Origin of the sequence: Geobacillus lituanicus (assembly GCF_050994965.1) — a bacterium.
Taxonomy (GTDB): Bacteria; Bacillota; Bacilli; order Bacillales; family Anoxybacillaceae; genus Geobacillus; species Geobacillus stearothermophilus.
Genome location: NZ_CP194773.1, coordinates 2,765,196 through 2,777,490 on the forward strand (window position 1 = coordinate 2,765,196; position 12,295 = coordinate 2,777,490).

Consider the following 12,295-nt stretch of genomic DNA (forward strand, 5'->3'; position numbering starts at 1 on the left):
CCAGTTACGCATACCAAAAATGAAATTTTGACAAACTGCCAAACAAGAAAAAGTTGACAAGCAAAAATAAAAACGAGCCGATGTTCCATAACGCGATCGCCTTTCCTTGCATCTGCCGGACGACCCGTTTGTAAAAGTAGATGCCATAAACAAGAAGAACGACAAACGATCCGAGCACTTTCGCGTCATACCAATGGAAGTGGTCAATTTGGATGTACGCCCAGATGACGCCGAGAATCAGCCCTAGTAACAACATAGGCAAACCGAGCAAATTTAAAACATACGACAAAAAATCGAGCTTCGCCAAATCGGCCATCCGCCATAGGCGCGCCCCCCATTTTTTTCTTTTCAGCAAACTGTATTGCAACATGTACAGCACCGAAAAAATAAAGGACAACGAAAACGCGGCGTATGCTCCGAGCGCGAGCGTAATATGGATGATCAAGAGCTCCGAGACGAGCCGTTCGGCGATGGCCGGCGACTGCGACGACGGCACGAACGTGTGAATGGCCAAAATAAAAAAGGCAAGAACATTCGTGAAAAAAACGATAAAATCAACGCGCAGCAGCCGATTGATCACGAGCGACAGCGTGATGAGAAGCCAAGCGTAAAAATAAAGCCCTTCCGACATCGTCAAAATCGGAAAGCGCTTCGTTTCGATGATACGAAAGGCGAACACCAGCGTTTGCAGCAGCCAGACAACAGAAAGCAACCAGAAGGCGGTTTCGTTCGCCTTCCGGTTTTGCTGCAAAAAATCAATGAAGTATAGCAGGATGGACGCAATGTAAAGCAAAATCGACAGTTCGTACAACGGCGCCACAACCATCCCACCTTACAGCTGCCACGATGGGCGGGCCGCTTCCGCTTGCTGCCGGTCGTTCCGCACGGTTTCTTCCCGTTTCATCCCTTGCTGCTGCGCTTTCACCGCATCTTCGATATTAAAAATTTTCATAAACAGCTCGAGTGCTTCCCCGGCATTCGGGCCGGCGGCAAGCTCTTTCGCCTGCAAAATCGGGTCGCGGAGCAGCTGATTGATGATGCTTTTCGTATGCTTGTTCAACACTTTCCGGTCGCGCTCCGACAAGTGCGGCAATTTCCGCTCCAAACTTTTCATCGTTTCCGCCTGAATGGCGAGCGCTTTTTCACGCAGCGCCGCAATAACCGGCACGACTCCGAGCGTCTGCAGCCATTGGCTGAACGCAACGAGTTCGGCCTCCATCATCGTTTCAATGCGGGCCGCTGCCTTTTGCCGCTCGGCCAAATTGGCGGCCACCACATCTTGCAAATCGTCAATATCATACAAAAAGACCGTCTCCAACTCGGCCAACGCCGGATCCAAATCGCGCGGCACCGCAATATCAACCATAAAAAGTGGACGGCTTTTGCGCATTTTCTCAAGCGGCGCCACCATTTCCTTCGTCAATATATAGCCTTTTGATCCAGTCGAGCTGATGACGATATCAGCTTCCAGAAGCGCACACGACAGCTCGCTGAGCGGCTTTGCTTCGCCGGCGAACTGCTTGGCGAGCTGCTTCGCTTTTTCGAGCGTCCGGTTGACGACTGTGACTTTGCCAACGCCGCTGCCATACAAGTTTTGCGCCGCCAACGCACCCATTTTGCCGGCGCCGATGATCAACACATGCTTATCCGCCAGACGGCCGAAAATTTTCTTTGCCAGCTCAACGGCTGCATAGCTGACCGATACCGCATGCGCGCCGATGCCTGTTTCTGAATGGGCGCGCTTGGCGAACGTCACCGCCTGTTTAAACAGATGGTTGAAAATCGTGCCAGTCGTCCCAATCTCTTGGGCGAGCAAATAGCTGTCTTTCACTTGTCCTAAAATTTGCGTTTCCCCGAGCACCATCGAATCTAAGCCGGCGGCGACGCGGAACAAATGGCCAACGGCCGCCTCCCCTTCAAAGACAAGCAAATACGGAGCGATCGCTTCCGCCTCAAGGCCAAACCATTCAGCCAAAAACGCCTTAATATAGTAACGGCCGGTATGCGGTTGATCGACGACCGCGTAAATTTCCGTCCGGTTGCATGTCGACACGATGACGTTTTCGAGCACACTTTTTTGCTTGGCGAGCCGCCGCATCGCCTCTCCAAGCTCTGCCTCGCCAAACGCCAGCTTTTCACGAATTTCTACAGGGGCGGTTTTGTAATTCACGCCGACAACGATGACTTGCACAATGCCATCCCCCCTTTTAGCCAAATCCCTTCTACTATTATATCATGGCTGTCAGTCATTCCAGTTTGAAAAAATTGTGAACATCCGTCGAAAGCTATGATAAACTGTATACAGTGACCATTCTACCATAAACATGTCTATATGGGAAACGGGGGACATATGACCATGAAACAAAAAGCCGCTTTCTCCGGCATTCTGTTCATCGGCCTTGGGCTGTATTTCCTCGCCGGGCAACTGTCAATCCCGTTTTTGCGCCTTTTTCAAGGCTGGCCGGCTTTGCTTGCCATTTGCGGCGCCGCCCTGCTCGGCCAAGCGTATTCCGCGCGCGAATACCAGTATGTCTTCCCTGGCTTCCTTTTGCTCGGCTTCGGCGTCGAACTGCTGCTCGTTGAGGCGTTTCCGTCCTGGCCGCACGGGATGAACGTGTTTTTTTTCATTACGGCACTTGCCTTTTTGGCCAGCAGCCGCAAGCAAAAAGGCGGGGCCGGCTTCGGCGTCTTTTTTTTCTTTCTCGCCGTTGTACTGACGTTTTCCGGCCGCGGCCAGCCGCTCTTTCAACTGTTGCAGACCGGGCTTTCTTCAGTCTGGACATTTTGGCCGCTCGGGCTGATCGCCGTTGGAGTGTATGTGCTATGGGCCAAACGGAAGTAAGCAGGCGAAAAAGCGGTTTCCGCCAACAGAACGGCCAGCCCGCGGGCGGAAAAGGCTGGTGAAGAACAATAGACTCGCTGAATTTGTCAACATCGCACGAAAATGACGTTATAGCGCCGCCAAGCGGTTCAACCCGAAAAAACCGTTTGGGGAGACCGTGTCTCCCCTCCGTCATCAGCCTTCTAAAAAGGCGTCCCGCTCCAAAAAACGGGACGCCTTTTTTCCATCATCCAGCTAAAAACGGCATGATCGCTGCCCATGCTTCCTCTTTTCCTTGTCCGGTCTCGGCGGAGAACAAAATGAGCGGGTCGCCGTCTGCTATGTTCAGCGTTTCACGCGCGATTTTCGCATGCTTTGCCTGCTTGCCGCGCGGCACTTTGTCCGCTTTCGTGGCGATGACGACGACCGGAATGTCATAATGCTTCAAAAACTCGTACATCATCACATCGTCTTTTGTCGGCGGGTGGCGCAAGTCAACGAGTAAGAGCGCCGCCCGGAGCGTCTGGCGCGTCGTAAAATATGTTTCCATCATCTTCCCCCATTTTTGCCGCTCCTGCTTTGAAACGCGGGCAAAGCCGTAGCCGGGCACGTCGACAAAGTAAAACGAATCGTTAATCAAATAAAAGTTCAACGTCTGCGTTTTGCCCGGCTTCGATGAGGTGCGTGCCAAGTTTTTCCGGTTGATCATTTTGTTGATGAACGACGATTTTCCGACGTTCGAACGGCCGGCGAGCGCCACTTCCGGCCGCCCGCCGTCCGGATATTGCTCCGGCTTGACAGCGCTGATGACGAGCTCCGCTTTTGTTACGTTCATCGCTTCCACCCCACGAGCGCATGCGGCAGCACCTCATCGAGATGGGAGACGAGTACAAAGCGCAAGTCGCGCTTCACCGTTTCCGGAATGTCCGCTAAATCTTTTTCATTGTCTTTTGGCAAAATGACCGTTTTCAGCCCGGCGCGGTGGGCACTTAACGTTTTCTCTTTCAAGCCTCCGATCGCAAGCACCCTGCCGCGCAGCGTAATTTCGCCGGTCATGCCAACAAAGCGGCTCACCGGCTTGCCCGTCAGCGCGGAAATGAGTGCGGTGGCGATCGTAATGCCTGCAGACGGCCCGTCTTTTGGCACCGCACCCTCCGGGACATGGATATGGATATCGTACATTTCATGGAATTTCGGATCGATGCCGAGTTCCTCAGCGCGCGATCGAACATAACTGAACGCCGCCTGCGCCGATTCTTTCATCACATCGCCGAGTTTTCCGGTCAACACAAGTTTGCCGTTACCTTTCGCGAGCGACACCTCAATGGCGAGCGTATCGCCGCCAAACGCGGTGTACGCAAGACCGGTCGCCACGCCGATCTGGTCCTCCGCTTCCGCCTGTCCATAGCGGTATTTTCGTTTTCCTAAAAATTCTTCGAGATTGTTTTCTGTGATGACGACCCGTTTTTTCTCACCGGAGACAATGAGGCGGGCCGCCTTCCGGCAAATCGCCGCCAACTGTCGCTCCAGCTCCCGCACTCCAGCTTCGCGCGTATAATGGCGGATGATGGCAAGCATCGCATCATCGCGCACTTGCAGCGCCGCTTTTTTCAAGCCGTGCTCATCGAGCTGCTTCGGCAGCAAATGCCGCTTCGCAATATGGAGCTTTTCAACTTCGGTATAGCCCGGAATCTCGATCACTTCCATCCGGTCCAACAGCGGCTGCGGAATCGCCGCCAAATAGTTGGCAGTCGCAATAAACATTACCTTCGACAAATCGTACGGCTCTTCAATATAATGGTCGCTGAACGCATGGTTTTGTTCGGGATCGAGCACCTCGAGCATAGCGGCCGACGGATCGCCGCGAAAATCGCTTGACATTTTATCGATTTCATCGAGCAAAAAAACCGGGTTGATCGTGCCCGCCTTTCTCATTCCTTGAATGATGCGGCCCGGCATCGCCCCCACGTATGTGCGGCGATGGCCGCGAATTTCCGATTCGTCGCGCACGCCGCCGAGCGACATGCGGACAAAGCGACGGCCGAGCGCTTTGGCGATCGAGCGGGCAAGCGACGTTTTGCCGACCCCCGGCGGTCCGGCAAGGCAAAGAATCGGACCTTTTAACGATTTCGTCAGCTGTTGCACCGACAAAAACTCGAGCACCCGCTCTTTCACCTTATCGAGTCCGTAATGTTCCTCATTTAAAATGGCTTCCGCCCGCTTAATATCGTGAATGTCTTCTGTCTCCTTCGACCACGGCAAGGCGAGAAGCCAATCCAAGTAGTTGCGGATGACCGCGCTTTCCGCTGAGGTCGCCGGAATTTTTTCATACCGGTCAAGCTCTTTGAGAGCCGTTTCTTTCACATGTTCAGGCATGCCGGCCGCCTCAATTTTTTCTTTCAACTCTTCCACTTCGCCCGTTTTTCCTTCTTTTTCGCCGAGCTCTTTTTGGATGGCTTTCATTTGTTCGCGCAAATAATATTCTTTTTGCGTCCGCTCCATCGATTGCTTGACGCGGGCGCTGATCTTTTTCTCGAGCTGAAGCACTTCTTTTTCGTTGTGCAAAATTTGAATGATTTTATTGAGGCGCTCTTTCACGTCGATCGTTTCCAAAATGCGCTGCTTTTCCTCGAGTTTGAGCGGCAAATGCGAGGCGATGATGTCGGCCATGCGCCCCGGCTCGTCAATGTCGACGATCGACGCGTAAATATCGGCCGACAGCCGTTTCGACAAGTTTATGTACTGCTCAAAGTATTCGAGCATCGTCCGCTTGAGCGCCTCATCTTCCAAGTCTTTCGCCGACCGGTCGGCAAACTTCTCAAACTTGACCGAAAAATACGGCTCCTCGCTGACGACTTCAGTGATAAGCGCCCGCGCGATGCCTTCCACAAGCACGCGGAACGTGCCGTTCGGCAATTTGAGCAGCTGCTTGACGCGCGCGATCGTCCCCATTTTATACAAGTCGTCCATGTCTGGATCGTCGACGGCGACATCTTTTTGCGACGTCAGCAAAATCATATGATCCTCCACCATCGCCTGTTCGAGCGCCTTGACCGATTTCTCGCGCCCGACGTCCAAATGGAGCACCATCGTCGGAAACACGAGCAGCCCCCGCAGCGGCAAAAGCGGAACGACCGTCTCCTTTTTCTTTCCGTTCACGCCGAACACCTCCATCTCTCGCTTCTATTCGTTTATTGTATAGTACGGCAGCGGGGTTTGTAAAATTTGACGTTTGCAGGCAAACAAAAACCGACTTCGGCGGCGATTCGCCGGCGCCGAAGCCGTCCATGGACCACCTAAAAAACAGCCGCTTTCTATTCGCCATCAACCCTCCGTTGGCGCGTTGCCTTTATACAAGCTTTTTCCCTGTACGGTCGGCCGCCGCCGGCAAAAAGGCAGGCCCGCGGCGAAGCGCCTCCTCGCCGAACACGTGCATCAGCGCTTCTTCAAGACGGCGGACAGCAATAATTTGAATGCCGCTCACTTCCCGCAGCAGCGACTGCATGTTCTCAAGCGGAATTATCACCTTTTTCGCCCCCGCTTGTTTTGCCGCTTTGATTTTGGCAAATACACCGCCGACCGGTTTGACATAACCGCGGATGCTGATTTCCCCCGTCATCGCGATCGTATGATCAACCGGCAGCTGGTAAATGGCTGAATAAATGCCAACGGCGATCGCCACCCCGGCTGACGGCCCGTCGACCGGCGCGCCGCCCGGGAAGTTGACATGAATGTCGTAACGGTCGGCCGGCACCCCCATCGCCCGCAGCACGGTGATGACGTTTTCTGCTGAACCGCGCGCCATGCTTTTGCGGCGCACCGATTTTTCGGCGCTGCCGATGCTCTCTTCCTCAATAATGCCCGTGACGTTGATCGTCCCTTTTCCTTTCGCCGGCAAGGCGGTCACTTCAATTTCAAGAAGCGCGCCGGTGTTCGGGCCGTACACGGCAAGGCCATTGACGACGCCGACCGCCGGGGCGGACGCAATTTTCTTTTCATAGCGCGGAGCCATTTGGCTTGAATGAATGACCCATTCAATGTCTTTATCCAAAATTTTGTCACGGTTTTCCGTAATGGCAAGACCGGCGGCGATTTGCATCATGTTCACCGCCTCCCGCCCATTGCGCGCATAGGCGGCAAGCAGGCGAATTCCGCTTTCTGACACGTTCAGGCGGATTTTTTCCGCCGCCTTTTTGGCGATTAAGGCGATCTCGTCTTGATCGAGTTCACGGAAAAACACTTCCAAACAACGGGAGCGGATAGCCGGGGGAATTTCGTTCGGCGTGCGCGTCGTCGCCCCGACAAGACGGAAATCGGCTGGCAGCCCGTTTTGAAAAATATCGTGAATATGGCTTGGAATTTGCGGGTTTTCTTTGCTGTAATAGGCGCTTTCAAAAAACACCTTCCGATCCTCGAGCACTTTTAGCAGCTTGTTCATTTGGATCGGGTGAAGTTCGCCGATTTCGTCGATAAACAACACGCCGCCATGGGCGTTCGTCACCGCCCCTTGCTTCGGCTGGGGAATGCCCGCTTGGCCCATCGCCCCGGCCCCTTGGTAAATCGGATCGTGCACCGAACCGATGAGCGGATCGGCAATGCCGCGCTCGTCAAAACGCGCCGTCGTCGCATCGAGCTCGACGAACACCGCATTTTTTTTGAACGGAGAAAGCGGGTTTTTTTTCGCTTCTTCCAACACGAGCCGGGCGGCTGCCGTTTTGCCGACGCCAGGCGGGCCGTAAATGATGACATGCTGCGGATTCGGCCCACATAGCGCGGCTTTCAGCGCCTTAATGCCGTCTTCCTGGCCGACGATATCGTCAAAACTTTTCGGCCTCACCTTTTCAGCAAGCGGTTCGGTAAGAGAAATGGACCGCAGTTTACGGAGCTGCTCCATCTCTTTGCGCGACTCTTTATCGATCGATACCTTTTGTACGCGCTGTCCTTTTAACAAGTTCCAAAAGTAAAGGCCGATAATGACGCCGAAAAACAGCTGAATGACAAGCACGATGTTCGTCCAGTCCATGCCCCGACATCCTCCTGACTTCGATTTAGTATGTAGTATGATAGTATCCCCGCGAACTGGCGGGAATAAACAAAAAAGCGCCGGCCGGCGCCCGGGGCATGGCGCCGGCCAAAAAAGAAACCGCCGTTTATGGCGGTTTCTTGATTAAGCGGATGTTTTCCGTTCATGCTCAATGACCGTGCCGTCGTGGCGGACGAGTTTCGGCGGTTTTGTGCCGCGCACGGTATCGAGCGTAATGATGCATTTTTGCACATCTTCGCGCGATGGAAGCTCAAACATGACATCGAGCATAATTCCTTCGATGATCGAACGGAGGCCGCGCGCACCCGTTTTCCGTTCGATCGCTCTTTTCGCGATTTCCCGGAGCGCCGCTTCTTCAAACTCGAGTTCAACGCCGTCAAGCTCCAGCATTTTTTGGTATTGTTTCACGATCGCGTTTTTCGGCTTCGTCAAAATATCGATCAACGCCTGTTCGTCAAGCGGCTCAAGCGTCGTAATGACCGGCAGACGGCCGATGAACTCCGGAATAAGCCCGAACTTGAGCAAGTCTTCCGGCAGCACTTTCGACAGCAAGTTTTTCTCATCAACATCGGCTTGGTTCATTTCCGCACCGAATCCGATCACTTTTTTGCCGAGGCGGCGCTTAATGATCGGCTCGATGCCATCAAACGCCCCGCCGCAAATGAACAAAATGTTCGTTGTGTCGATTTGGATGAACTCCTGATGCGGATGTTTGCGGCCGCCCTGCGGTGGAACGCTGGCGATCGTTCCCTCCAAAATTTTGAGCAGCGCCTGTTGCACCCCTTCACCGGAAACATCGCGGGTGATGGAAGGGTTTTCCGATTTACGGGCGATTTTATCGATTTCATCGATATAAATAATGCCTTTTTCTGCCCGTTCCACATCATAATCGGCCGCTTGGATGAGCTTCAGCAAAATGTTTTCGACGTCCTCGCCGACATAGCCTGCCTCCGTGAGCGATGTCGCATCGGCGATGGCAAACGGCACGTTTAAAATGCGCGCCAATGTTTGCGCCAACAGCGTTTTCCCGCTCCCGGTCGGCCCGATCATCAAAATGTTGCTTTTCGACAGCTCGACATCATCGATTTTGCTGCCGGAATTGATCCGTTTATAATGGTTGTAAACCGCAACGGCGAGCGATTTTTTCGCCTCATCTTGGCCGATGACGTATTCATCTAAAATTTCCCTGATCTCCATCGGCTTCGGCACGTCTTTAAATTCAAATTCTTCCTCGTTTCCAAGCTCTTCCTCGACGATCTCCGTGCACAATTCAATGCATTCATCACAAATGTAAACGCCCGGGCCGGCGACGAGCTTGCGCACTTGGTCTTGCGTTTTGCCGCAAAACGAACACTTTAGCTGCCCTTTTTCATCATTAAATTTAAACATGTCATTCACCCCTTGCTAACAAAATCGCACCTGCGTTATGTATCATGTCTCGCCATCCCATGTTGCAAAAAACTTATGTATTCGCTATTTTACCATACATGCGTCAAAAAAAGCGAATGAAAAACCTGTAATGTGTTAGAAAAGTTTGAAAAATTACCTCCAGGCGCCAATGACTGAGATAAAGAACAAGGCACGAACGTCTCGCGCCTTGTTCCTTCTACCTTTATTATTATGCCGCAACCGTGCTGTGCTCCACAAGAAAATCGATCGTTTTCCGCCATTTTAAATCTTCTTTGACGCCATCCAAGCTGCCGAGCAGCTCTTTTAACTTGTCCACGCTCAAGTTGTAGGCTTCCGCCATTTTTTGGAGTTCTTCCTCCACCTCTTCATCGGTTACCTCGATGTTTTCTGCTTTGGCGATCGCTTCGAGCGTCAAGGCCGCACGCACCCGTTTTTCGGCGTCTTCTTTCATTTGCTCACGCAGCGCCGCTTCATCCTGACCTGAGAATTGATAGTACAGCTGCAAGTTCAGCCCTTGCATTTGCAGTCGTTGATCAAATTCGCGAAGCATCCGGTCCGTCTCGTTTTGCACCATGACAGCCGGAATATCGATTTCCGCATTGGCTGCCGCTTTTTCGACGACCGCATTGCGCAACGCCGTTTCCGCTTCATTCTTTTTCGCTTCTTCCAGACGGGCGCGGATTTTCGCTTTCAGTTCGTCAAGCGTTTCAACTTCTTCATCGACGTCTTTCGCAAACTCGTCGTCCAAAGCCGGCAATTGCTTCGCTTTCACTTCATGCACTTTCACTTTGAACGTCGCCGGTTTGCCGGCCAGCTGCTCAGCGTGGTATTCTTCCGGGAACGTCACTTGAATTTCTTTTTCTTCGCCGGCTTTCATACCGACAAGCTGTTCTTCAAACCCCGGGATAAAGGTGCCTGAACCGATTTCGAGCGAATAGTTTTCCGCCTTGCCGCCTTCAAACGGCTCGCCGTCGACAAACCCTTCGAAATCGATGACGACCGTATCGCCGTTTTCCACCGTCCCGTCTTCTTTCACGACGAGTTCGGCGTAATTTTCTTGCAAACGTTTCAATTCGTTTTCGACATCTTCGTCCGTCACGGTTGTATCCATTTTTTCCACTTCAAGCCCTTTGTATTGGCCGAGCTTCACTTCCGGTTTTACCGTCACTTTCGCTTTAAAAATCAGGCTTTTCCCTTTTTCCATTTGCTCAATGTCAATCTCCGGCATTGACACCGGTTCGATGCCTGCTTCTTCGACCGCTTTCGCATACGCCTCTGGCAGCAAAATATCGAGCGCGTCTTGATAGAGCGCCTCAACGCCAAACCGTTTTTCAAACAGGACGCGCGGCACTTTCCCTTTGCGGAAGCCCGGCAGCGCAATATTTTTCACCACTTTTTTAAATGCGGCATCCAAGCCTTTGTTCACTTGCTCGGCGTCGACTTCAACCGTCAATACGCCCTCATTTCCTTCGAGCTTTTCCCATTTGACTGACATACTGTTCCCTCCAACTAAAATCATTGCGCGGATCCATCATGCCATCCGCTTGTCCATTATCCTCTTATTATGCTCTGATTATGTAGCAAGTATGCGAAAACAGATACATAGCACAGCCATTATATTATAACATATGAAAGCCATGTTTCAACATCGAACCCTCTATTTAAAAAAAGGAAAGTTTCTCTACCTCATGCAACTTTTTGCAAAGTTCCGCCATCTCCGCTTCTGTGACACCGTAGCGAGCCGCCACGTCATTCGTTTCGACGTCGATGCCTTGAAACCGGCTCGCCATCCAGTGAAGGGCGGCCATCCATGCGTCGGCGTTGGCCGGCTCCGGCGGAAACGGATATAAGATGTAGGCATAACGGAGCCAAATTTCCGCCGCTGTCTCGTATAGACTCGGGCTGTCTGCAGAAAGCCGCTGTTCCAACAGGCGAAGAAGCATGGAAGCAAACTCCGTCTCCGCTTGCTCGTTTAGCGCGGATGGCACCACGTCAATGCGGCGGCCGAATTTTTCGACCGTCACCGCTTCGTCGACCCGTTTGACGGTCAGCAGGCGAAGCAGCATCGTTTTGGCCATCGGGCTTTTGTCCGGCTCGCGCAAATATTGCTTAAGCAGCGGCAATACGGGGCTGATTTCTTCTTTTTCCAACTGCTTGATAAACTGCATTTGCTCGGCGATGTCCCCTGACTCAAGCAGCCGCTTAGCTTGTTTCCATTCAGCAGGCGGCAACGGGCGGGTGTTCATTTTTTCGCTGAAGCGGAGGAGCTGGCGAAGCTGTTCGCGCAGCGAAACGGAAAGCGAAGGACGCCGCAAAGCGGCGCGAATGGCTGCTTCCGCTTCGCTGTACCGGTTCGTCTGCAACAAAAGCGCAATATACATCTGCAACAGTTCGCTGTTGTCCGGTTGTTCCTCAAGCAAAGCCGCCAAGCGCCATTCGGCTTCGTCGTACTCCCCGAGCTCGTAGCAGCAAACAGCGAGCCCGAGCCGAACCGGAAAGCTGCTGTCGCCGAGCTGCTCAGCGGCGCGCAAAAAGCGGAACGCTTCCTTGTACCGCTTCGCCTCAAGCGCCATAAACGCTTCTTCGATCAGCCGTTCCTTTGTTTGTGGAAACATAATGATTTTTCCTTTTTTTTCGTTTCCCATCTTCGCCCGCTCCTATTTTCATCATCTTTGGCGAGGAGACCCCGACTTCTAAGCGAGAGCGAAAGTCGGGGAGGAATCGCCCTTCCTCTGTATATGATAGAATAAGAATGTGGAGAAAACCGTTGAATCAAGGCACTCCAATCCCCGTTACTCGATGTAGGGAGTTGGTTGCAGGAAACGTTGCAACCGTAAAACATCGAGCGTACATCCGTCTGTTGTGCGTGGAAGTCAAGTACTGCCTACAGACATGCCGAGCCACTCGGTAGCGATATAGGCATGACCTATGTCGTTGGGTAGTCGTCAACCTGCCCCTGATGCAACCCCAAGTCAAGGAAGGAGGACGAAGTCCGTTCGCACTTCTGGGGAGTTGCAAGC

9 protein-coding genes are annotated in these 12,295 nt (G+C 52.7%); 1 reads left to right on the top strand and 8 read right to left on the bottom strand.

Annotated features, from left to right (window positions below):
* Positions 1 to 4: 4 nt before the first annotated feature.
* Positions 5 to 826 (bottom strand): cytochrome c biogenesis protein, encoded by an 822-nt coding sequence (ccsA, locus tag ACR1UW_RS14180; protein ID WP_044744836.1) that lies wholly within the window; start codon positions 824 to 826, stop codon positions 5 to 7.
* A 6-nt stretch (positions 827 to 832) separates the two neighbouring features.
* A complete protein-coding gene (gene hemA, locus ACR1UW_RS14185) occupies positions 833 to 2,191 on the bottom strand; it encodes a glutamyl-tRNA reductase (RefSeq protein WP_498933814.1) in 1,359 nt (452 codons plus the stop codon).
* A gap of 165 nt (positions 2,192 to 2,356) precedes the next feature.
* Here hemA and ACR1UW_RS14190 point away from each other — a divergent pair, with 165 nt between their 5' ends.
* Positions 2,357 to 2,842 (top strand): LiaI-LiaF-like domain-containing protein, encoded by a 486-nt coding sequence (locus ACR1UW_RS14190; RefSeq protein WP_033010625.1) that lies wholly within the window; start codon positions 2,357 to 2,359, stop codon positions 2,840 to 2,842.
* Positions 2,843 to 3,068: 226 nt separating this feature from the next.
* Here the strand turns inward: ACR1UW_RS14190 and yihA are convergent, their stop codons facing one another.
* From yihA to ACR1UW_RS14220, 6 genes are all read right to left on the bottom strand, one after another.
* Positions 3,069 to 3,656: a ribosome biogenesis GTP-binding protein YihA/YsxC gene (gene yihA / locus ACR1UW_RS14195; RefSeq protein ID WP_063330741.1), complete on the bottom strand. Its 588-nt coding sequence runs from the start codon at positions 3,654 to 3,656 to the stop codon at positions 3,069 to 3,071.
* Positions 3,653 to 5,995, bottom strand: a complete 2,343-nt coding sequence (gene lon / locus ACR1UW_RS14200) for an endopeptidase La (protein WP_094239046.1) — start codon at positions 5,993 to 5,995, stop codon at positions 3,653 to 3,655. The genes yihA and lon overlap by 4 nt, the downstream gene beginning before the upstream one ends.
* Before the next feature lie 175 nt (positions 5,996 to 6,170).
* Positions 6,171 to 7,844, bottom strand: coding sequence for an ATP-dependent protease LonB (gene lonB / locus ACR1UW_RS14205; RefSeq protein ID WP_498933817.1), 1,674 nt, complete (start codon positions 7,842 to 7,844; stop codon positions 6,171 to 6,173).
* A 144-nt stretch (positions 7,845 to 7,988) separates the two neighbouring features.
* Positions 7,989 to 9,254 (bottom strand): ATP-dependent protease ATP-binding subunit ClpX, encoded by a 1,266-nt coding sequence (clpX, locus tag ACR1UW_RS14210; protein ID WP_047758126.1) that lies wholly within the window; start codon positions 9,252 to 9,254, stop codon positions 7,989 to 7,991.
* A 229-nt stretch (positions 9,255 to 9,483) separates the two neighbouring features.
* Positions 9,484 to 10,770 (bottom strand): trigger factor, encoded by a 1,287-nt coding sequence (gene tig / locus ACR1UW_RS14215; RefSeq protein WP_047758127.1) that lies wholly within the window; start codon positions 10,768 to 10,770, stop codon positions 9,484 to 9,486.
* Between the two features lie 166 nt (positions 10,771 to 10,936).
* Entirely contained in the window at positions 10,937 to 11,920 is a 984-nt protein-coding gene (locus tag ACR1UW_RS14220; protein WP_498933820.1) for a tetratricopeptide repeat protein, read from the bottom strand.
* Positions 11,921 to 12,295 lie beyond the last annotated feature (375 nt).

Coding starts and splice junctions, on each gene's coding strand:
- ACR1UW_RS14190 (WP_033010625.1), top strand. CDS start 2,357: ATGAAACAAAAAGCCGCTTTCTCCGGCATTCTGTTCATCGGCCTTGGG.
- clpX (WP_047758126.1), bottom strand. CDS start 9,254: ATGTTTAAATTTAATGATGAAAAAGGGCAGCTAAAGTGTTCGTTTTGC.
- yihA (WP_063330741.1), bottom strand. CDS start 3,656: ATGAACGTAACAAAAGCGGAGCTCGTCATCAGCGCTGTCAAGCCGGAG.
- lon (WP_094239046.1), bottom strand. CDS start 5,995: ATGGAGGTGTTCGGCGTGAACGGAAAGAAAAAGGAGACGGTCGTTCCG.
- lonB (WP_498933817.1), bottom strand. CDS start 7,844: ATGGACTGGACGAACATCGTGCTTGTCATTCAGCTGTTTTTCGGCGTC.
- ACR1UW_RS14220 (WP_498933820.1), bottom strand. CDS start 11,920: ATGGGAAACGAAAAAAAAGGAAAAATCATTATGTTTCCACAAACAAAG.
- tig (WP_047758127.1), bottom strand. CDS start 10,770: ATGTCAGTCAAATGGGAAAAGCTCGAAGGAAATGAGGGCGTATTGACG.
- ccsA (WP_044744836.1), bottom strand. CDS start 826: ATGGTTGTGGCGCCGTTGTACGAACTGTCGATTTTGCTTTACATTGCG.